The sequence below is a fragment of the Nitrospirota bacterium genome (genome assembly GCA_030645475.1).
In the GTDB taxonomy this organism is placed as follows: domain Bacteria; phylum Nitrospirota; class Nitrospiria; order Nitrospirales; family Nitrospiraceae; genus Palsa-1315.
The window spans coordinates 103,948-125,611 of sequence record JAUSMA010000065.1; the positions used below are offsets into that span (position 1 = coordinate 103,948).

Genomic DNA, 21,664 nt, shown 5'->3' on the forward strand with positions numbered 1-21,664 from the left:
GAACGATCTATGGCTGATACCGACGTCACAAAACCTGAATCCGGTACATCGTCCCCTCCGGTGGCTTCGTTTCCGCAGGTCGACAATGGTGGAGCTGTGCCGGCGCAGAAGAATTTGGATTTTATCCTCGATATTCCCATGCAGGTGACCGTGCAGGTGGGGTCGACCAAGATGGCAATTCGAGAATTACTGCAGCTCGGGCAGGGGTCTGTGGTCGAACTCGAAAAACTTGCGGGCGAAGCCATGGAAGTGCTGGTCAATAATAAGCTGATAGCGCGCGGTGAAGTGGTGGTGGTGAACGAGAAATACGGCATCCGGTTGACCGATGTCATCAGCACGGTCGAACGGGTTCAGCAACTCGGCTAGGACTAGGGGAGACGGAGACGGCATGGTCGACTTCTGGGACAGCTTCTTACGTATGGCGGCGGCCCTTGCGCTGGTCCTAGCTCTTATCGCCGGGCTGGTTGCGCTGGTTCGGCGGTTTGGCGGCGCGCGACTGTTCACGCCTGTGACTGCGCCGATCGTGCAGGTGCTGGGAAGCGGTTACCTCGGTCCCCGCAAGACGATTTCGCTCGTATCGGTGGCAGGAGAGTTCCTGATCGTCGGCGTCACCCCCACAGATCTGGTGTCTTTTGGGCGGATTACGGATCAGGAGCAGGTTCGACAATTGCTGGCCAAGGCGGCGGCCGCTCCGTCGCAGGTTTCTTCTGTACCCTCATCGGGCCTATCAGCGCAGATAGAGACAGAGATGAAAGGCGGCCATGCTATTGCTTAACCGCCGGCTGGCGTTACCGGCTCCTTCGGCCTGTCTCTTCTTGATCGCACTAACTTGCGGGCTCTCATTCGGTCTTGTGCAGGATGCCGTAGGAGGGACCAACCCTTCCGTCACCATCGATTTGGGGCAGACCGGTCCGAAGCAAACCGCCGTCGTTTTTCAAATCCTCGCGTTGTTGACGGTGCTCTCGCTCGCGCCGGCTTTCTTTATCATGGTCACGTCCTTCACCAGAATCGTCATCGTGCTCTCATTCCTCCGTCAGGCGTTGGGCACACAGCAAGTGCCCCCGAACCAGGTCCTGATCAGCCTGGCTCTGTTTCTGACCGTCTTTGTCATGGCACCGGTGGGGCAGACGGTATACAGCCAGGCGGTCGAGCCGTTGCTGGCTGAAAAGATTTCGTATGAGGAAGCCTGGACGAAAGGTATTCAACCGATTCGCGCCTTCATGCTGAGACAGATCCGAGATAAGGATCTGGAGCTCTTCATCGACCTCGGCAAGATTCCAAAGCCGGAAACGGTGGATCAGGTTCCTCTTCATGTGGTGATTCCGGCCTTTATTCTCAGCGAATTGAGAGTCTCGTTTCAGATCGGGTTCTTGATCTACATCCCCTTTCTGATTATCGACATGGTGGTGGCCAGCATTTTGATGGCCATGGGTATGATGATGTTGCCGCCGGTGATGATTTCTCTTCCATTCAAACTGATTCTGTTTGTGTTGGCAGACGGCTGGTATCTCATCGTGGGATCGTTAGTCAAAAGTTTCCAGTGAACAGGCTAGAGGCGAGAGGCCAGTCAGTCGCAGTCCGAGAATTTTCCCATTGCCTCTAGCCACGAGCCTCGTGCCGTGAGCGAGATTCGAAAGGAGCGAGCGAGATGACACCTGAGATGGTGACAGAGTTAGGGCGTCAGGCCTTAGAGACCACGTTGCTCGTGTCCGCGCCCTTTCTGGGGCTCAGCCTCGTCGTCGGGTTGGCGGTCAGTGCCTTGCAAGCCATGACACAGTTGAATGAAGCCACATTAACGTTTGTGCCGAAGGTCTTGACCATATTCGGCGCCATCGTCGTTTTTATGCCATGGGTGTTGGGTGTGATGACGACATTTATGACGGAGCTCTTCACCAACATTCCGAATTACGTGCATTGACATCGGTTGGCGAACGAATATGAACGTGACACAGCCACTCCATCTTCTGCTGCCTGAATTTCAGTCCTTTCTCGTCGTGGCCTCCCGCATCGGGGGCATCGTGACGGCGATGCCGATGTTGAGCGGACGGACCGTCCCGCCTCGAATCAAATTGGCGCTTGTGCTGATGTTGTCCCTGGCATTGGCGCCGGCCATGCATCTTCCGCCGGTTCCTCCGGACGCCCTCGCCATGACGGCAGGTCTTGTGAGTGAACTGATGATCGGTTTCGTGATCGGCATGGCTGTGAGATTGCTCTTTTCCGCGCTTGAGGTGGCCGGAGAAATTGTCGGAAGCCAGATGGGGTTCAGTATCGCGCAGCTCCTGGATCCGATGACCTCGCATTCCACCCCGATGGTCGGGCAACTGTTTAGCGTCGTCGCCTCCTTGGTTTTTCTCTCGCTGAATGCCCACATGATGGTCGTGGCGGCCATCGTCTCCAGTTATGAGTCGATTCCACCGTTCGGCGCACACCTCTCGCCCGCTGTCGGCGAGGAAGTGCTGCACCTGTCGCAGCATATGTTTCAAGTGGCCGTGCAGCTGGCTGGACCGGTTCTCGTGGCGGTCGTCCTCATTAATATCCTGCTGGCCATGTTGGGGCGAGCCGTGACACAGATCAACATTTTCGTGCTGAGTTTTCCCCTGACCATCGCCGCGGGGCTCGTGGTCTTGGGTTTGTCGTTACCCTTTATGGTTTCGATGCTCGAACGGGAATTCATCGGATTGCACGAGACCATCAATGGTCTCTTGAGGATCATGGGACATGGCTGACGATAAAGATAATAAAACAGAACCGGGGAGTGAGAAACGGAAAGCGGATGCCCGACTGGAGGGGAACATCCCGATGAGCCGTGATGTGACCACGGCGGCCATGCAGCTCGCAGGAGTTGGACTGCTGTTTTTTTTGATTCGTCCCGGTGTGCAACAGCTCACCGACGTCATTCGTCTGGGGTTGTCCAATTCATTCGATCGCGGAGTTCAGGCGAGTCTCACCATCGATCATATTCACTCCTTGGTCGTGCAAGTCTGTATGTCGACCATCCTGTTGCTCCTTCCGGTCTTGGGCGGCCTTGCGGTCGCAGGAGCCGGCGCCTCGCTTGCGCAGACGGGATTCATGTGGAAAACCTCATTTCCGTTCGACGCCTCGCGTTTGAATCCCATGTCGGGGTTTTCCCGACTGGTGTCGTTCCGTTCGCTCTCTGAGTTGATCAAAGCGCTGCTCAAAATTTCGGTCATTGCCGCCATCGGTATGTTCGTCCTCCGAGGGGAAATGGGCCGGCTCCCGGAACTCGTGGAATATGACATCTGGGGTCTGCTGACCGTCATGGGATGGCTGACCCTGAAAGTCTCCGCCTCGGTGACCGGCGCGTTCGTCGTCGTCGCAGGCGCCGACTATTTCTATCAACGGTTCGAGTGGGAACGTTCGTTGCGCATGTCCCATGCCGAAGTGAAGGAAGAACATCGCAGTTCGGAAGGCGACCCGCAGATCAAGAGCCGCGTGCGGAGTATGCAGCGGGAGATGATGAAGAAACGGATGATGGCTGCAGTCCCGACCGCGGACGTCGTCGTGACTAACCCGACGCACTTGGCCGTCGCGCTGAAATACGATACCGCGCGGCCAGGCGCTCCCATCGTCGTGGCCAAAGGAGCGGGCTTTCTCGCTGAGCGGATTCGAGAAGTGGCCAGGCAACATGGCGTATCGGTGATCGAGAATAAGTTTGTGGCCCGGACGCTCTACAAACTCGTAGAGGTCGGTAAGGAGATACCCTCCAATCTTTATCTGGCGGTCGCAGAAATTCTGGCATTTGTCTATCGCACCCGCGGTTTCACGCCAAAACAGGCGCCTAGGTAAGGTGTAAATTATATGGCTGCTCAAACCTCGATTCAGGCAACGCCTCCGATCCTCTCACCGCAGTCGATCATCAAACACCCGGACATTATGTTGTCTTTGGGTGTGGTGTCGGTGATCATGGTCATGCTGTTGCCGCTGCCGAGATTTCTTCTCGACCTCCTCCTGGCTTTCAACATTACCGTGTCGGTCATCATCCTGCTTGTGGGCTTGCAAGTGCGGAGGCCGATCGAATTCTCGGCGTTTCCGTCCGTGCTGCTGATGGTCACGCTCCTTCGTCTCGCGCTGAATATCGCCTCGACCCGTCTCATTCTGCTCCATGGCAACGAAGGAGCCGGAGCGGCGGGAGAGGTGATTCGGGCGTTCGGAAACTTCGTGGTCGGCGGAAACTACACGGTCGGCCTCGTAATCTTCGCGATTTTGGTCATCATCAATTTTGTCGTCGTGACGAAAGGCGCCGGACGCGTGGCCGAAGTGGCCGCGCGGTTCACGTTGGACGCTATGCCCGGGAAGCAGATGAGTATCGATGCGGACTTGAATGCCGGGTTGATCAACGAGACGGAAGCGAGACGTCGACGCCGTGAAATTGCCGAAGAGGCCGATTTCTACGGATCGATGGACGGCGCCAGTAAGTTCGTGCGTGGCGATGCCACGGCGGCGGTCATCATCGTGTTCGTGAACATTTTGGGCGGATTGACGATCGGCGTCTTGCAGCAGGGCATGAGTCCCGGTCTGGCCGCGCAGACCTATACGTTGTTGACGGTGGGTGAGGGGCTGGTCGCACAGATCCCGGCGCTGATTGTGTCGACTGCAGCCGGCATCATTGTGACGCGCGCCGCGTCCGACGGCGACCTCGGCACCGATATTATGGGGCAAGTCCTGGTGTCGCCCAAAGCAGTGGGGACCGCCGCCGGGATTTTGCTGGCCCTCGGCCTGATTCCCGGCCTGCCCCACCTAGCATTTCTTGGCTTGGGTGGAGCCGCCGCCTATTTAGCCTACCGGCTCTCTCAACAGGGAGAGCAAGCGACGCAGTCAACGCCGGCCCCGGCTGCGGCTGCGGCTGCGGCTGCGAAATCTGAAGAGGCGGCATCTCACGTCGCTCCCCTCGACTTGATGGAAGTCCAGGTGGGCTATGGCCTTATCGGTATGGTTGAAGGCACGCATGGGACTGCCCTGCTGGAACGTATCAAAGGTCTGCGGAAACAGTTTGCCGAGACGATGGGCTTTCTCCTGCCGCCGATCCATATTCGCGACAATCTGCAACTCCGTCCCAACGAGTATGCCGTCATGCTAAAGGGGGTGGAATTGTCGAAATCCGAGGTGCTGCCGTCGCACGTCCTGGCGATCGATCCAGGGACAGCTCAGCGAGGCGCCATCCAGGGTGTGGCGACCAAGGAGCCAGCGTTCGGGTTGCCCGCATTATGGGTGCCGGAGTCGATGCGTGAACAAGCGCAATTGGCCGGTTATACCGTTGTCGATGCCAGCTCGGCCATCGCGACCCATCTGTCTGAAATCATCAAACGTCATGGACATGAACTATTGGGCCGTCAAGAGGTACAGGCGTTGCTGGACGAGACGGCCAAGGCGCATCCCAGACTCGTCGAAGAATTGATTCCCACGTTACTGCCCTTGGGCTCGGTGGTGCGCATTCTGGGGAACTTGCTGCGTGAAGGGATTCCAATCCGCGATCTGCGTTCCGTCCTTGAAGCGATTGCCGATCATGCAAGCTCGACAAAAGATCCTGAATTACTCACAGAAATTGCGCGGCAGGCGTTGTCACGAACCATTACGCGCCAGCATCAAGCTCCGGACGGCACGTTGCCTGTCATCACATTGGATCCGCGTTTAGATCGGTCGCTCAGTGAACAGGTCGCGGCGCTTCCGCAGGGGGGCGTGCTGAATCTGGATCCTGGTACCTCCCAGAAGTTATTGACGGCGTTGAAACAGGCGGCGGAACGGGTCGCGGCGCGTGGCCAGCAGCCGGTAGTGCTCTGCTCCCCGGCGTTGCGGCGCCATATCCGCCGCTTGACCGATCGGATTCTGCGCACGGTGCCGGTGCTGGGTCTCAATGAAATCGATGCAATGGTCCAGCTTCAATCGCTGGATACGATCAGGTTGGATGTCGAACTCCCACGATTGTGAGGTGAGCCATGAAAGTGAAGTTGTTTCATGCTGAAACCATGCACGAGGCCATCCGCGACATTAAGGCAGAGCTGGGGCCTGATGCCATTATCTTGTCGACGAAACGCGTACGCCAGGGGAGCTTGCCCTTTGGATTATTTGGTAAACCGTTGCTGGAGGTAACCGCGGCGACCGATCGCGACGCGAAGGAATTCGCGCCGATCCCTCAGCCGACTGTCCCGGTACAACGGCAGGAAGCGCGGCCGGTGACGCCTACCCCTCCTGCGGCACCGGAGCCCGCTCCTCTGTTTCAGGATACCCTGAGCGCCTTACTCCGTCGTTCCGCCACGACCCAACCCAGTGTCCAGTCGGCCCCTGTGCCGTCACCGGTTGTGTCTCCGCGCGTTAAGTCGACGGAACGAGTATATCGGTTGAAGCAGGATCTCCAAGAGCTGCATCAGCGCCTGACGACGTCGTTGCCCGATGCCGCGCCGACTGGTGGCGCAGGATTTCCCGTTCCCATTGCCCGGGCCTGCCGTCAGTTGATCGCCCAAGGCCTGCGCCCGGCCAGCGCCGAGAATCTCTGTCTTGCGCTTCGCCGACGGCTTGCGTCGGAGACGACCCTGACAGATGGCGATATTCAGGAGACGCTGCATCGGCTCCTTGAGGAGGCCATTCGGGTCAGCGGGCCGCTCTTGAGCCCGGGGGACAATTACAATGTCGCCATGTTTGTCGGCCCGAGCGGAGTCGGCAAGACCACGGCGATCGTGAAGCTCGCGACACATTACCGTCTGGAGGAGCACAAATCAGTTGTATTGATCACCTTGGATACCTGCCGTACGGCGGCGGTCGAACATCTTCGCATGTATGCCGATGTATTAGGCGTGACGCTTGAGACCGCGCAGACTACGGCTGACGTGATGGATGGCATCCGCCGTCATCGCGAGGCCAATCTTATTCTTATCGATACCCCGGGGTTTGGCGCGAATGAGACGGCGCGGTTGGCTCATCTTGGCGGGCTGAAAGACTCGTACGGCCCGATCGAGACACATCTCGTCCTCTCCGCCTGCACCAGGATGCAGGATCTCCGTCGCACGGTGGCACGGTATGACGTCTGTGCGCCGACCCGTCTACTCTTTACCAAGCTAGACGAGACAGCTGAATACGGAAATCTCTTCGAACTGGCCTACCAGACGACCTTGCCCCTCTCGTATTGGGGGATTGGTCAACAAGTGCCGGAAGATCTCGAGCTGGCGCAACCGGGACGGTTGGCCGATCTGTTGCTCGAACGTGGTTCTGTTCACGTCACATCACCAGGCCTCTCGTCACCCCGTGGATGCGACATGCTCGCTTCCGTCGGCGGCACGACGCCACAACACGCGCAGTAGGGAGGCTCCCGCATGAAGTATCTGCTGAGTACAAAGGACACCGCGAAACCGATGGTCGGTCGTGAAAGTTCATACACCCATGTGATTACGGTTACGAGCGGAAAGGGCGGGGTTGGGAAGACCAATGTCGTGGCCAATCTTGCCGTGGCATTGTCGCGAGCCGGCAAAGAAGTACTAGTGCTTGATGCTGATTTGGGATTGGGCAATATCGATGTGCTCTTGGGGCTGGTGCCCCGGTATACGTTGGAGCATGTGCTGGCCGGTTCCCACCACTTGTCCGATATCGTCATTCCCGGTCCCGCCGGCATCCAGGTGCTGCCGGCAAGCTCCGGCCTGCCACAACTCACATCCTTAAGCGACGCGCAGCAACTGCTGCTGCAAAGCGAGCTGGAAGAGGTGGCGAAAACGGTGGACGTGCTGTTGATCGATACCGGAGCAGGGATTTCTCCCAATGTGACCTATTTTGCCTCTGCGGCGCAGGAAACGGTCGTCGTGATTTCGCCGGAACCGACGTCCCTGACTGACGCCTATGCGCTCATCAAAGTCCTGTGCCGGCAGCATCGGGAACGCCGATTTAAAGTGTTGGTCAACATGGTGAAGAGTCAGCGCGACGCGACGCAGACCTTCCGGAAGCTTGATGCGGCCGCGGATCGTTTCCTGCATATCAATTTGGAGTACATGGGGTATATCCCGTTCGATGATTACCTGCCGATGGCGGTTCTTCAGCAGAAGGCGGTGACAGAGTGTTTTCCTCATTCGCCCGCCAGTCGAGCGTTCGTCCAGCTTGCGGGGCAGATCGCAGAATGGCCAGTTCCTCAACTTCCGAAGAGTACCGTGCAGTTCTTGTGGCGCCAATTGATCCACACGGCCTAGAGGTAGGTCCATGGTGATACGAACACAGAAAGCATACTGATGATGAACAATATTGCGACACAACCAAGCCCAGCGGTCGGCCCCGCGCTCGAAGCGCAACGCGAACGGATCATTAAAGAGTTCGCGCATATCGTGAAAGCGATGGCCCATCGTCTGGCCTTCCGACTGCCTGCCTATATGGATGCGGAAGACCTCGTGTCGGTCGGCGTCATTGGATTGATGGATGCGATGGACAAGTATGACCCCACTCGGGAGGCCAAGTTTAAAACCTATGCCGAGTTTCGCATTCGGGGGGCCATGCTGGATGAAATTCGCTCCATGGACTGGATCCCTCGTTCGGTGCATGAGCGGGTTTCGTTGTTACAGCGCACGCATACCGAGTTGATGAACAGGCTCGGCCGGCCTCCGACGGATGAGGAAGTGGCGACAGAATTAAAGATGACGCAAGCCGAACTCGACGAGTTTCTGTCGCGCGCCCGTGGCGCTGTCCTGGTGAGCCTGGACGATATTCAGGTCAACGAGCCGAACGGACAGAAGATTCTCACGATGCTCGCCGACACGCACCAACCCGATGCACTCGCGACGATTCTCGGTGAGCGGGAACGGACGGCGGTGACGAATGCGATTCAGCAATTGCCGGAGAAGGAACGTCTCGTGCTCACGCTGTACTACTACGAAGAATTGACGATGAAGGAAATCGGCCGCGTGTTGAAAGTCACGGAATCTCGCGTCTGTCAGATCCATACCAAAGCGGTTTTGCACCTCAAGGGAAGCCTGCACGTGCTGCAATGAGTGCGCGGGATTCCGCTCCCCTGAGCCCGACCACAGGGATGTTCCTGCCGTGGCGGGGGGGAGCCGTGGAGCTCGTTTGACGCTGCTGCTGCTCGTTGTTCTGTGTCCCTCCATCCTCAAGTCTTTCCTGCCACCAACCGAAACAGTCAGTGGTAAATCTCTCACATTGACTGGTTCCGGAAATCCGTGACGACCCTCATGGTACATGAGCGTGCATACATTGGATTCTTCTCTATGGCCTTGAATGCCATGATGTCAGGCGCGGGAGACGCCACAATGGCGCTGTCTCTTCTTCCGAGTCTCATCGGACTCTGCCTGCTCGGTCTCCTGATCGTTGGGGGCCTGTGGTTCAGGAGGCTTCGTCCGCATGGATTCCGCCGGAACGCGTCTAGGGACAGTGGCTCTGAGGTGGCGGCCTATGATTACGTGACAGGGTTACCCACCAGGCGATTATTTGAAACCTTACTCGATCAAGCGGTCGGTCGCGCGGCTAAAACCGGTCGCCCACTCACGGTGCTCGTGGTGGAGCTGGAACATTTCCGGATGGTGGCAGAGAGTCAAGGTCAGGCTAATAGTAATGCACTCGTACGTGTACAGGCTGCGAGGGTAAAGGGTGTTCTGCGTTCGATGGACACGGTCGCGCGGCTGACGCCGGAGCAATTCGCCGTGATTGCCGACAATTTCACGTCCCATCAAGAGGTGTCGGCGATTGTGGAAAAACTCCAGGCCACGGTCGGGCTGCCTCTTACCTTGGACGGCCATGAGTTCTTCCTGACGTGCCGCATCGGCATCGCACGGTATCCGGATGATGCGACGGAACAGGAGGGCTTGATCTCACAGGCTCTGCAGGCCGTGAAACATGCAAAATCCCATGGGCAGGCCGTACGGTTTTCCTCACCAGAGACCCATGCAAAGGCTCATGAGCCTGCGCAGCCAGCGACCTCGTTCGCCGATCTTCTTCCGTAATCTTCCGAATCTCAGAGCGCCTTCCAACCTCAGTACTCGAATATCCCGGCACCTCATTCTTGCCCTGTTCGACCAGCGATATTTTTCCTACTCCGGCAGCTTCTTCCTAGTCCGTTGTGCCCCTGCTCATTTCCCCCACTCGATCACCGATCGATAGAGATTACCGGTGCGGCTCAGTTGCCTGCTGATTTCAGCATTTTCACATGGACGGTCCGGCTCTTATTCGTGGTGTCAGCCTTGGCATGCATGTTGCGATATGACCTGGCGTCAACGCCACGCAAGGAGCAACAGCGATGAATCGAGCGATCTATCCCATTCTTTCCGGCGCAGTAGCACAAGAACGTCAGATGCAGGTGTTCGCCAATAATATGGCGAACGTCAATACGTCGGGATTCAAACAGGACGATCAGGGCTTTACCTCCGTCATGGGCCGTGCGCAGGTGTCTGGGTCGGCGTTGGCCAATCCAGCCGGGTTCGGCCAGCAAGTTGGTGTGCGGCCGGCTGGTTCAGCCGAGCGGGTATTTGTGAAGACCAATGCCGTGCATACCTCGTTCGAGCCAGGTCGTATCAGGATCACCGGCAATCCATTGGACATGGCGATTACAGGAAAAGGATTTTTCGAGGTGAAGACGCCTCAAGGGCTTCGCTATACCAGGGACGGCATGCTCTCTCTTGATGGGCAGGGACGGCTGGTGACCAATCTCGGGCATCCTGTGATGGGCACGAGAGGAGAAATTAAAGTTCCCTCGGGCAGCATTCAAGTCACGAAAGAGGGGGCGATCCATGTCGATGGCAAACCGGTCGCGACGATCAAGGTCATGGAGTTTCCGGAGGACCGTATGCCGGAGAAACATCTCGATGGGTTTATGGACGCGGGAAACGGGAAAGTGATGAAGAACCCGGACATTCAAGGCGGGCATATCGAAGAGTCGAACGTCAGTTCGATCGGTGAGATGGTCAAGATGATCCAGGGGATGCGGAATTATGAATCCAGTCAAAAACTGATTCAGACCATCGATCGCATGGCGGAAATCGCCATTCAGGACGTCGGGAAAGTGCTGTAAAACGAAGAGCTAATAGCCAATGGCGTATAGCTGATGGCAAGAGGGAAGATTCACCGGATGATGTGACGTATCGTGCCATTCGCGATTAGCTATCAGCTCTTAGCAGGGAGGATTTTATGATTCGAGCCATGTGGACGGCGGCGACGGGAATGACCGCTCAGCAACTCAACGTGGATACGATTGCGCACAACCTGGCGAACGTCAATACCAATGCGTTCAAGCGCAGCCGGGCGGAGTTTTCAGATTTGATGTATCAAGCCACCCGGCTTCCTGGAACGAATGCCTCGAACATCGGCGTCTTCCCGGTCGGTATCCAGGTCGGCGGAGGCGTTCGTCCCGTCACCGTGGCCAAAGAATGGGTGCAGGGCAACATGCGTCAGACCGGCAACGAGTTGGACCTTGCCATCGATGGAGCAGGGTTTTTCCAGGTGCAGCGCTCCGACGGCACGATCATGTATACCCGCAACGGTTCGTTCAAACGGGACAACGTCGGAAACTTAGTGACGGGTGACGGAGATCTGCTCAATCCGGTCATCACCATTCCCTCCGGTGTCCTCAAGCTCGACATCGGCCAGGACGGGACCGTGTCGGTGCAGTTGCCCGGTGTGACGCAGGCCTCGCAGATCGGTCAGATCCAGCTCACCAAGTTCGACAATCCGTCTGGCCTCGTGGCGATGGGAAACAATCTGTTCCTAGACAGCTTCGCGTCCGGTCCTCCACTCCAGGGAACAGGCGGATTCTCTACGGGATTCGGCACCGTGCAGCAGGGGTTCCTGGAAAGTTCGAACGTCAATTTGGCGGAAGAAATGGTCAACATGATCATCGCGCAACGGAGCTATGAGATCAACTCGAAGACCATTCAGGCGTCGGACGAAATGATGTCCATTGCGAACAACCTTAGACGGTAAGCCGGTTCGCCTGTAACGGACAAAGGAGTGTTCATATGACACAACGAAATCTGTATATGCCCTTCGTGCTGCTGACCGGTATCCTCGTCGGGCCCTGTCCCGCGAGTGCGGCCTCTGCCGATCGTGCTCCCGTGGCAGTGCGGGTGGCGCAAGGGCCTGAACTCCGCGCGATCAAGCTGGTTCCTGCTCTCGTCCCGGCGATGCACCAGCTGCATCCCCACGATATTCAGCGAAGCATTCTGCGTTTCCTCGAACAGGAGATGGCGGGACAGGTGCGTGCGGTCCATGCCACGATGGTGGACCCGCAGGAATCGATCGATGTGCCGCCCGGCAGCATGGGCCTGATGATTACTCCGCATGGATTGGACGAAGGCCTCGGGCGCCGAACCTTTCATGTCCAGATCAATGCGAACGGTCGGCCTTGGCAGACTATCGATGCCACGGCCGACATCGGCGCCTCCGTCGATGCCGTCGTACCGGTCAGAGTGATCAAGGCCGAGGATCTGATCGAAGCGGAAGACCTCACGATCCAGCGCATCAAACTGCGGGAGTTGAACCATCAGTTGGCGACCAACATCAATGATGTTATCGGGAAGAGCGCAGCACGCGCGCTGCAGGCCAACATGCCGATTCGCCTCACGATGATTAAGAAACCCTATGCCGTTCACAAAGGGGATCGTGTGGCGATCGAGGCCAAACATGGGGGGCTCTCGATTCAAGCGTCCGGCGTGACGAAATCGAGTGGAGAGCTCGGCCAATCCATTACGGTTGCGAACCTCGATTCAGGCAAAGAGTTGCGCGCAAAGATCGTGGCACCGGGAGTCGTACGCGTTGAGTACTAATCGCTGTCATACGTCGATCCGGCTGATGCTCGCGCTGAGCGTTGCGCTCGTCAACGTCGGGTGCTACTGGCACAATTCTCCCAACGTCGCCAAGAAACTGACGGTGCCTGCATTGCCTCCGCCCAAAACCGTCGGCTCGCTCTGGCAGGAGGAGAATGGGCGCGCGTACCTGTACGAAGACCTGCGGGCCATGAGGGTTGGCGATATTCTGACAATCAAGATTGTGGAAAAACATGCGGGGTCCAAGTCGGCCGACACGAAGGCGGAACGGGAATCGACCTTGAATAATTCGTTAAGCGGGACCGGTATCGGTTACATCGGTATCCCCGGAGTCCGGCTCGGCGCTGAGACGATGCGGGGACTGGGGGTCGATGCCAGCGCCAAGAGCAAGTTCGGAGGGAAGGGTGCGACCAGCCGTGCCGATACCTTGACCGGGACGATTTCCACGATTGTGACCGAGGTCCTGCCGAACGGGGATCTCCGCATCGAAGGCAAGCGGGAAGTGACCGTCAACAGCGAGACGCAGCTGATGTCGATCAGCGGCATCGTCCGGCGCGTGGACGTCGATACGAAGAACACGGTTCTGTCGAGTGCCATTGCCGACGCGAAGATCGAATATTCCGGCTTAGGTGTCGTGGACGACGTGCAGCGGCCCGGCTGGCTGGTTCGGGTGCTTGATTGGGTCTATCCATTCTGAGTCACGGAGGTGAGGATCATGGGACGCACCGTAAGGCGGACGGCGGGCATTTCTTGGGAACAGCGGCATCGCCAGGCCGTGACGGACTATCTCAAGATGATGGTCCTCAGCGGGGTCGTTCGCCGGGCCGATCTCGACCCTCCGGTGCTTCATCAGCATTCGGCGAAGATCGGCATCGATCCCTATGGAGGGGCGCTGGACCTCGATAACGAAATCGAGGAACCAGGCTGGTTGGCGAGAATATTTTTGAGCCGGGAGTACCTGTTGCGTCGGTACCATTGACGGTGAACATTGTACAGGACATGACCATGATGATGACGAAACGCTCTATCGGTGCCTCATTGCTCGCTGCGCTGCTTGTCGCGACGCCGGCTTGGGCCGTCAGGATTAAAGACGTCGGCTCGTTTGAAGGTGTCCGTGAAAACCAGTTGATCGGCTACGGGCTCGTGGTCGGACTGGATCGTACCGGCGATCAGGTCATCGGCGGTCAGTTCACGATCCAGGCCATGATGTCGATGTTGAATAAGATGGGTGTGAACCTCGTGATCGATCCGATCCAATTACTGACGCGCAACATCGCGTCGGTCATGGTGACGGCCAAGCTGCCGCCCTTTGCCAAGCCGGGCTTGACGATCGACGTGCTGGTGTCCTCGATGGCCAATGCGAAGAGTCTGCAAGGCGGCACGCTGTTGCTCACGCCGTTGAAAGCGGCGAACCAGCAAGTCTATGCCGTGGCGCAAGGGGCGGTGTCGATCGGAGGGTTTTTGGGAGGGACGGGCGGCGGCGGCGGTTCGACCGTGACCAAGAATCATCAATCTGCCGGGGTGGTGCCCGGTGGAGCCATCATCGAAAAGGAAGCGGTGGTCGACGTGGAATCGTGGGAAACCGTGTCGGTGCTCCTGCGTCAGCCTGATTTTACGACAGCGATAAGGACGACCGAGGCCATCGACGGCGTCTTCGGCAAGGGGAGTGCGACCGCCGTCAATGCCGGCCTGGTCCGGGCGACTATCCCGGCGAATTTTCGAGGCCGAGTCGTGGAGTATATCGCCACAATCGAAGGGTTGGACGTGGCGGTCGATTTGTCGGCCAGAGTGGTGGTGAACGAACGAACCGGCACGGTGGTTCTCGGCGAGCATGTGCGGATCTCCACCTGTGCCATCTCGCATGGCAATCTCACGATCTCAGTGAAGAATACGCTCAATGTGTCGCAGCCTCCCGCTCCGTTGATTGGGTCCACGACTGGTCAGACGACTGTGACCCCCGATGTTCAGACGGAAGTGAAGGAACAGGAGTCTCGGTTGGTGGTGGTTGATGAGACGGTGACACTCGGGGAGGTCGTGCGGGCGTTGAACGCAGTCGGAGTGACTCCCAGGGACCTGGTAGCCATTTTGTCGGCACTTCGTTCGGCAGGAGCTCTTCAGGCTAACCTTGATATAATTTAGTTAATCTATTGATTGTAATAATTATTTAAATCTCACAAAGGATTGTATTTTGAACCACGACCTTACTGGAATCAGCTCCATCAGACATACGGCTGACGCCCAGTTGAGCCTGACGAAGCCTCCTTCGCTCATGGGGGAAGATCGGCAGGCAGGGTTGGCAGCCCTGAAGGGCGCCGCACATGAGTTTGAAAGCTACTTTATCTCTAACCTCTTGAAAGTCATGAGAGAAACTGTTCCGAAAGGAGCATTGGAGAATAAAGGCGGTGCCTATTTCTACTCGTTTTATGACCAGGAAATCGGCAGGCTGGCTGCAGAATCTGGCGGGCTTGGGTTGGCTAAGATGATTCATGAATATACCGAAAAAAATACACCACTCCCCTCAAGTTCTCCGGCTCATCAACCGATAGAGGAGCCGATAGGTATTAAAGCCCCGATTCCAGTACCGCGCACTCAGTGGATTCAGGGCTAACTTAGGGAGAGGAGCAAGGTTATGCAGATCTCAGGTCACGGCAGAGCCGATCATCTTGCCACGTTGCTTCTGGGGACCCAGGAGGGCGCTCCGGTCGGGGCAAATCGTCGCCCGTCCAGCGACGGTCGCCAGGATCGCGTGCAGATTTCGCAGCAGGCGAAGGAAATTCAACGGATTAAGGCTCTGGCTGACCAGCCGGATCCCGCCCGTGAAGCACGCATAGAGCAGATCAGCCGGGCGGTGGATGCCGGCACGTACAACGTCACAGGGCGCAAGGTCGGGGATGCGATCATTCGTCACGCATTGACCGAGGCCGCGCTCTAATCCGTCCTCTCTCTGTCGGGAAACCGATCTGAGCAGAAGACGGCTGGGGCCTTCACTGACTTAGACGAAACTCGACAGAAAGAGGCATATGTTTAATACTGCGACGACCACTGCAGCCATTCTCGATATCCTCACCCGCGAAGTCGCCCACTGCGACCTGCTGAATCACACGCTGCAACAAGAACGGAACGCCCTCCGCCAGCTGTCCCTGGCAGAGTTCCCTTCGCTCAATGCGCAACGTCTCAAAGATCTCCAAGGGCTCCAAGCCCTGGAGGCGGAACGCGAGGCGGTGGTCCATCGCTGCGCCGATGCCTGGGGTCTTCCCCGTACAACGCTGTCCCTGCAGGCCGTGATCGATCGCCTGGCCCTTCCTGACAAACGAGAGGTCGAGCGATGCCATGAGCGGCTCACCGCCAAAGTTCGTGCCTTGCGCCAGGAGACCGCCGTGAATGAGTTACTTGTGGCGGGGATTCAAACTTTGTGCCGTAAGGCGATGCATCTCACAAGCGAAGCCCTCCCGAAACGGGACACCTATTCAGCCTCCGGGGAATCTCAACGCGCCGGGATCGGCGGCACGATGCTCAGACAGAGAGGATAGAGGGATATTATGGGACTCGATGGACTGCTCGATATCGGGAAGAGCGCACTCAGCGTCGCGCAACAGGCGCTCACGGTCACCGGTCACAACGTCGCCAACGTCAACACCCCCGGCTATTCCCGCCAGATGGCGGTGGTCACTGAACGGTCTCCGATCAATGGAGGGCCCGGCCAGGTCGGGACCGGTGTCCAGGTCGTCGAGATTCGGCGTATCGTCGATAAATTTATCAACGCGGAGTTGACGGACTCGCATGAACTGCTGGGAGAGTTATCCATCACGCGGGACCAGTTATTCCAAATTCAGAATATTTTTACCGATTCCAACAATCAGGGGATCGGTGCCCAGTTGAACGAGTTTTTCAGCAGTCTCCAGGATGTCGCGGCAAGCCCCTCCGATGTCACTCCGCGTTCAGTGCTGCTGGCGAAATCGGCCCTGCTCACCAATAGCATCAATCAGGCGGCCGGTGAGCTGTCCGCTCGCCGTACCTCGGTGAACGATCAAGTGAAGCAGACGATCTCGGAAATCAACAGTTTGACGACACGGATTGCCGATCTGAACAATAAAATCGTGTCGGCCGAAATTACGGGGCAGAATGCCAACGATGTGCGGGACCAGCGGGATCAGGCGGTCAACGAGCTGGCTCAGCGCATCGATATCTCGGTGCTCGACGGGGCGAACGGCGCTGTGTCGGTCTTTGTCGGGCGCGGCCAGGTGGTCGTCGAAAGCAACGTGTCGCGCAATTTGGTCGCCGTGGAATCGCTCGACAATGGGGGCCTGGTCAACGTCCAATACGATACGGGGAGTACCAGATCTGCAGATATTACCTCGTCTATTTCTGGCGGACGGATCGGGGGACTGCTGGCGATCCGTGACACGATCATTCCGGGGCTGCAATCGTCCTTCGACAAACTCTCGGCTGGTTTGGTGAACGAGGTCAATCAACTTCATCGCCAGGGCTATGGGCTCGATGGGTCTACGGGACTCGATTTTTTTTCGCCTCTCACCGTGACGACACATGAGCAGTCTACGAATGAAGGCACGGCCATTCTCACGGCCGGACCGATTACCGCCAACAGCCTCCTGACCCTGCAGGATTATGAAATCAGATTTTCGTCCTCGACGGCCTACTCCATCGTCAATGCGACGACCGGGGCGACCATCAAGGGGAATTTTACAGGGATTGCGGTGACGGCGCCGACGGTGGATGTGCCGGTCAATATTGTGACCGGAACGAACGATACCTTGACGGTTAGCGTCGATGGCACCACATCCGGAACGATCACGCTGGCTGGCGCTGCCACGCCCGGACAAGCCTATACCAGTGGCGCCGCGCTGGCGACCGAGTTGCAAACGAAGATTAATGCCGATGCGACCCTGCAGGCGGCAGGACGTAGCGTAGTGGTGACGTACGATACGACGGCGAACCGATTCACGATTACGTCGAACGCCACGACTGCGACTTCGGCCGTCAACGTGACCGGAGGGACTGCGCGTACGGCCCTGGGTTTGCTCAGTGGAACCAGCACCGCCGCGTCAGGAGTCTATACCGATCCTCAAACATTTACGCTCGATGGAATACAGATCGTCTTGAGCGGGACCGTCGTGGCCGGGGACGAGTTCTCGGTCAATTCTTATACCGGTATGGCCACGTCGATCAGCACGTCGCTGACGAATGGCAGCAGGGTGGCTGCCTCCTCGACGCGTGCCGGTGTTCCCGGCAATAACACCAACGCGATTGCGCTGGTCGCCCTGCAGACGAAATCCATTGCTGTGATCGGCAACACCACGTTCGGCGATGCCTATCGTGTCGCGGCCACGAGTGTGGGCGTGGCGGCGCAGTCTGCAGATACCAGCCTCGATGCGCAAACGATCTTGCACGAGCAATTAGAGTCGTTCAGGGCCCAGTCGTCCGGCGTGTCGATCGACGAAGAACTGGTCGATATGCTCAAGTATCAACGGCTCTTCGATGCAGCATCTCGGTTGATCATCATCACGAATGAAATGTTGCAAACGCTGCTGGACTTGAAACGCTAACGCGGAGAGACAAGCCTATGAGAGTTACCGAACAACAGGCCTATGGCACATTGGTCAGTAATATTCAGCGGGCCCGCGCCAAGGCCCTGGCCACGCAGGAGCAAATTTCGACCGGCAAGAAGGTAGTGAAACCGTCGGATAATGCTAATGGGTTTGACCGCATCGTGGCGACCAAGTTTTCGATGGCGAAGGCGAACCAACATTTGCGCAACCTCGGCGTGGCTACGACTCGTCTCGACCTGACCGACAGCGCTTTGAGCAGCGTCACGAACGCCCTCGCCAGGGTCAAAGAACTTGCCGTGCAGTTCGCCAACAGCACCAACGGCGCTGCCGAACGAGCGATTGGCGCACGTGAAGTCAAGCAGTTGCTCCTTCAGCTTCAAGAACAGGGAAATGCCGAACATGCCGGGGGGCAATCGATTTTTGCCGGCACCGGCCGCCATGGGCGTGCGACGGGTGTCGCCATTACCGCGCCCATCGCGCTGACCGGTGGGACCAACGATTCGCTGGTGGTGAACGTCGACGGGACCACGTCTGGCACGATCGCGCTTGGAACCGCTTCCGTGACCGGTTCCGAATTGGCCGCACTCGTGCAACGCAAGGTCAACACCGATCCGACGCTTCTGGCGGCAGGGAAAAGTGTGACGGTGACGTTCGACACCAACCATCTCGTCCTCACCTCGTCCGATAACGGCCTGCCGTCCTCGGTCGAAGTCACCGGCGGTACCAGCCTGACGGCTCTCGGCTTTAACGGAGGCAGCACGACCAACGGCGCCTCCGCCTTTGCCCTCCGTGCGGCGACTGGAGTCGGCACGAGGAATACCGGAAGCGCCGTGATCTCACAAGGTACGGTATTCAACCCGAACGCTGCGACGCTCAACGATTACCTGGTGAAGTTCAGTTCAGCGACCACCTTCGATCTCTACAACGTCACCACGTCCGTGGGGGTATTGCCGAATACCACTAATACCGGAGGAGTGGTGAGGAGCGACAGCGGCGTGCTCGATTCGAGCCTGGTGACATTGGACAATTATGAAGTTCGTGTGAAAAATATTTATACGGTGACGGCGGGGGTGAACGACGGGATTCGTTTCGATCCAGGATCCGGAGCGGTCACGGCAACATTGGCCGCCGGGTCCTATACCGGAGCCGAGTTGGCGACTCAGATCAAGACCGCTCTCGAGGCGGCGAGTGGGCCCGAAACCTACACGGTCGGTTTTGACGAGACGACCGCCAAGTTCAGCATCACAAACGACGTGGCGAACGGGACGGCGCTGAGTTTGCTCTATTCGAACGCAGCGACGACGGCCGGATCGCTTCTCGGCTCATCGGGGCGCGATTTGAGCCCCATCGCGGCGGGAGCGACGGTCATCAGCGATGTGGACACGACCGGCCTGGCCGGGGTGTCCAAGCAACAGAACGTGTACAACACGACCCTTGCGACCAACATCTTCAACATCACCTCGGCGAACAATACGCTGATCGTCAACGACGACGGAGGGACCACCGATACGACGATTACCCTGGCGACCGGAAGTTATACAGGTGCGCAGCTGGCGACCGAACTGGCGTCTAAGCTGAACGCAAGCCGCAATGCCGCCAATACGACTCCTTATACCGTGGCGTACGGATCTGTGACCGCCGGCCGGATTACGATCAACAATCCCGCAGGCAATGCCAATTCACTCATTCTGAGATTCGGTAATGCCGGCTCTACCGCGGCGCAGATTCTAGGCTCTGGGTCGGCGACTGTGACGGAGACCGTGGGGGCGTCGGCTTCCACGCTGAACAACGATGCCGGTTATACGAACTACCTCTCCGGTGCGAACATCGACTTCGACGGCCTTCGGGTCGTCCTGCAGGATGGGACCGCGGGACCCCGGAATGGAGACGTATTCGCGGTTTCACAAACGCGGAGCGTCGTGCTCCCGAATCAGACCTATGTGTCCGGACGCACGATCGAGGCAGAGGGGGTGCGGTTTTCACTCAGGGACGGAGCGGCGGCTCCGGCAAGCGGCGATCGTTTCAGTATCCAGACCGGAGTGCAGTACCAGGGCGACGACGGGCTGCAAACCATTGAAGTCGGCGATGGGCAAACGGTCAAGACGAACCAGCCTGGCAATCAGACCTTTAGCGGCCCCACGATCGACCTGTTCGCATCGGTGAAAAGTTTGAATGCCGCGTTGAACGGCAATTACGTCGGCGGCATTCAGCGAGGCTTAGCAGGTGTCGATGTGGCGTTGGATCAGGTGTCGTCCATTCAGGGCGAGCTGGGCGCGTTGTCCAATCGTCTCGCATCGAGCAAGGGCAGCCTCGATGAGACGAAGGTCTTTCTGGCGAACATTTTGTCCACCAATGAAGACGTGGATCTGGTGGAAGCGATTTCAAGCTTGACGCTCCAGCAGCAAGCCATTCAAGCTGCAGGGGCCACGCTCAACCGTCTGTTCGAAAGCTCCCTGCTGAATTTCTTGAAATAAGAGGCCGTACGCGTTGTTGGCTCAAGAATTGTGGCGAGCGACCGATACTAGGGGTAATCAAGTTGTGGCATCAGCCAAGGAAGGCATCAATGTTGGTCTTGACGCGCAGGCGTGGAGAAGCGATCACAATTGGCCCCAATATTCGGGTGGTCGTCCTCGACATTAAAGGTGGCCAGATTCGCTTAGGAATCGAGGCGCCGTCGACGGTCGAGATCCATCGGGATGAAATCTGTGTGAGAATTCAAGAAGAAAACCAATCGGCAGCCTGTACCGGGGTGGTCCCTCTGGCTGCGTTCCGGCGTCTCCTGCCGACAGGGTGACGCTCAATTGCGTGAGGCTCGATTATGAAGTTTTCGTCGACTCGCTTCGGGGCCTTAGAGGTTTCCGATAGTTCGATCCTGACCTTCCCCTCCGGCATCCTGGGGTTTCCGGATTGGACGCGGTACGTCATTCTCGACCATGGGACCGACGCACCGTTCAAGTGGCTACATTGTATTGAGGAGTCCAGTCTGGCATTCGTCGTACTCGATCCCGCGCTGTTCCATGCTAATTATCGGGTCGAGATCCCGGATGAAGTGTTAGCGGAAGTGAAGGGAACGGCTGCGGACGGGTTGACCCTGGCCGTCATTCTCACCATTCCGTCCGAAGATCCTGGCCGTATCACGGCCAACCTGCGCGGGCCGCTTCTCATGAATCCCTCCACCAGGCTCTGTAAGCAGATGGTGCTCTCTGACGACTATCCCACCCGCTATCCGATTTTTACCATGCCCGCTGCCTGCCAGCCTTCACAGACCGAGTCGCGCTCCGAAGCCATCCCCGCATAGCAATTTATCGTGAAGCGTGGCTCGCAAGCCAGGACTACATG

The 21,664-nt window shown here is 57.8% G+C and carries 24 protein-coding genes; all 24 read left to right on the top strand.

Annotation, left to right across the window (positions count from 1 at the left end):
* The first annotated feature begins 9 nt into the window (after positions 1 to 9).
* Entirely contained in the window at positions 10 to 366 is a 357-nt protein-coding gene (gene fliN, locus Q7U76_13270; GenBank protein MDO8357355.1) for a flagellar motor switch protein FliN, read from the top strand.
* Between the two features lie 22 nt (positions 367 to 388).
* Positions 389 to 775: a flagellar biosynthetic protein FliO gene (locus Q7U76_13275; GenBank protein MDO8357356.1), complete on the top strand. Its 387-nt coding sequence runs from the start codon at positions 389 to 391 to the stop codon at positions 773 to 775.
* On the top strand, positions 762 to 1,544 hold the full coding sequence (fliP, locus tag Q7U76_13280; GenBank protein ID MDO8357357.1) for a flagellar type III secretion system pore protein FliP: 783 nt from the start codon (positions 762 to 764) through the stop codon (positions 1,542 to 1,544). Before Q7U76_13275 ends, fliP begins: the two co-directional genes overlap by 14 nt.
* 104 nt (positions 1,545 to 1,648) lie before the next feature.
* On the top strand, positions 1,649 to 1,918 hold the full coding sequence (gene fliQ / locus Q7U76_13285) for a flagellar biosynthesis protein FliQ (protein ID MDO8357358.1): 270 nt from the start codon (positions 1,649 to 1,651) through the stop codon (positions 1,916 to 1,918).
* Between the two features lie 25 nt (positions 1,919 to 1,943).
* The gene (gene fliR / locus Q7U76_13290; GenBank protein ID MDO8357359.1) at positions 1,944 to 2,726 is read left to right on the top strand and encodes a flagellar biosynthetic protein FliR; all 783 of its coding nucleotides are present in this window, start codon (positions 1,944 to 1,946) and stop codon (positions 2,724 to 2,726) included.
* Complete coding sequence (gene flhB, locus Q7U76_13295; GenBank protein MDO8357360.1) at positions 2,719 to 3,807, top strand: flagellar biosynthesis protein FlhB; 1,089 nt, start codon at positions 2,719 to 2,721, stop codon at positions 3,805 to 3,807. Before fliR ends, flhB begins: the two co-directional genes overlap by 8 nt.
* 12 nt (positions 3,808 to 3,819) lie before the next feature.
* Entirely contained in the window at positions 3,820 to 5,946 is a 2,127-nt protein-coding gene (flhA, locus tag Q7U76_13300) for a flagellar biosynthesis protein FlhA (GenBank protein MDO8357361.1), read from the top strand.
* 8 nt (positions 5,947 to 5,954) lie between these two features.
* Entirely contained in the window at positions 5,955 to 7,313 is a 1,359-nt protein-coding gene (gene flhF / locus Q7U76_13305) for a flagellar biosynthesis protein FlhF (protein ID MDO8357362.1), read from the top strand.
* Positions 7,314 to 7,325: 12 nt separating this feature from the next.
* Complete coding sequence (locus Q7U76_13310) at positions 7,326 to 8,186, top strand: MinD/ParA family protein (protein ID MDO8357363.1); 861 nt, start codon at positions 7,326 to 7,328, stop codon at positions 8,184 to 8,186.
* Between the two features lie 39 nt (positions 8,187 to 8,225).
* The gene (locus tag Q7U76_13315; protein ID MDO8357364.1) at positions 8,226 to 8,978 is read left to right on the top strand and encodes a FliA/WhiG family RNA polymerase sigma factor; all 753 of its coding nucleotides are present in this window, start codon (positions 8,226 to 8,228) and stop codon (positions 8,976 to 8,978) included.
* A 276-nt stretch (positions 8,979 to 9,254) separates the two neighbouring features.
* Complete coding sequence (locus Q7U76_13320; GenBank protein MDO8357365.1) at positions 9,255 to 9,944, top strand: GGDEF domain-containing protein; 690 nt, start codon at positions 9,255 to 9,257, stop codon at positions 9,942 to 9,944.
* A 293-nt stretch (positions 9,945 to 10,237) separates the two neighbouring features.
* On the top strand, positions 10,238 to 11,008 hold the full coding sequence (locus Q7U76_13325; GenBank protein ID MDO8357366.1) for a flagellar hook-basal body protein: 771 nt from the start codon (positions 10,238 to 10,240) through the stop codon (positions 11,006 to 11,008).
* A 116-nt stretch (positions 11,009 to 11,124) separates the two neighbouring features.
* Complete coding sequence (flgG, locus tag Q7U76_13330) at positions 11,125 to 11,916, top strand: flagellar basal-body rod protein FlgG (protein MDO8357367.1); 792 nt, start codon at positions 11,125 to 11,127, stop codon at positions 11,914 to 11,916.
* A gap of 35 nt (positions 11,917 to 11,951) precedes the next feature.
* The gene (flgA, locus tag Q7U76_13335) at positions 11,952 to 12,758 is read left to right on the top strand and encodes a flagellar basal body P-ring formation chaperone FlgA (protein ID MDO8357368.1); all 807 of its coding nucleotides are present in this window, start codon (positions 11,952 to 11,954) and stop codon (positions 12,756 to 12,758) included.
* On the top strand, positions 12,748 to 13,455 hold the full coding sequence (locus Q7U76_13340; protein MDO8357369.1) for a flagellar basal body L-ring protein FlgH: 708 nt from the start codon (positions 12,748 to 12,750) through the stop codon (positions 13,453 to 13,455). The genes flgA and Q7U76_13340 overlap by 11 nt, the downstream gene beginning before the upstream one ends.
* 18 nt (positions 13,456 to 13,473) lie before the next feature.
* Positions 13,474 to 13,737, top strand: a complete 264-nt coding sequence (locus tag Q7U76_13345; GenBank protein ID MDO8357370.1) for a hypothetical protein — start codon at positions 13,474 to 13,476, stop codon at positions 13,735 to 13,737.
* 32 nt (positions 13,738 to 13,769) lie between these two features.
* On the top strand, positions 13,770 to 14,897 hold the full coding sequence (locus Q7U76_13350) for a flagellar basal body P-ring protein FlgI (GenBank protein MDO8357371.1): 1,128 nt from the start codon (positions 13,770 to 13,772) through the stop codon (positions 14,895 to 14,897).
* A 130-nt stretch (positions 14,898 to 15,027) separates the two neighbouring features.
* Positions 15,028 to 15,366, top strand: coding sequence for a rod-binding protein (locus tag Q7U76_13355; GenBank protein MDO8357372.1), 339 nt, complete (start codon positions 15,028 to 15,030; stop codon positions 15,364 to 15,366).
* A 21-nt stretch (positions 15,367 to 15,387) separates the two neighbouring features.
* Positions 15,388 to 15,690, top strand: coding sequence for a flagellar biosynthesis anti-sigma factor FlgM (gene flgM, locus Q7U76_13360; protein ID MDO8357373.1), 303 nt, complete (start codon positions 15,388 to 15,390; stop codon positions 15,688 to 15,690).
* An 88-nt stretch (positions 15,691 to 15,778) separates the two neighbouring features.
* Entirely contained in the window at positions 15,779 to 16,288 is a 510-nt protein-coding gene (flgN, locus tag Q7U76_13365) for a flagellar export chaperone FlgN (GenBank protein MDO8357374.1), read from the top strand.
* Between the two features lie 9 nt (positions 16,289 to 16,297).
* Entirely contained in the window at positions 16,298 to 18,322 is a 2,025-nt protein-coding gene (gene flgK / locus Q7U76_13370) for a flagellar hook-associated protein FlgK (protein ID MDO8357375.1), read from the top strand.
* Between the two features lie 17 nt (positions 18,323 to 18,339).
* Positions 18,340 to 20,799, top strand: coding sequence for a flagellin (locus tag Q7U76_13375; protein ID MDO8357376.1), 2,460 nt, complete (start codon positions 18,340 to 18,342; stop codon positions 20,797 to 20,799).
* Between the two features lie 89 nt (positions 20,800 to 20,888).
* A complete protein-coding gene (csrA, locus tag Q7U76_13380) occupies positions 20,889 to 21,119 on the top strand; it encodes a carbon storage regulator CsrA (protein MDO8357377.1) in 231 nt (76 codons plus the stop codon).
* A 24-nt stretch (positions 21,120 to 21,143) separates the two neighbouring features.
* Positions 21,144 to 21,623 carry a flagellar assembly protein FliW gene (locus Q7U76_13385; protein ID MDO8357378.1) on the top strand — a complete coding sequence of 160 codons (480 nt, stop codon included), beginning with the start codon at positions 21,144 to 21,146 and terminating at the stop codon, positions 21,621 to 21,623.
* The last annotated feature ends 41 nt before the right edge of the window (positions 21,624 to 21,664 follow it).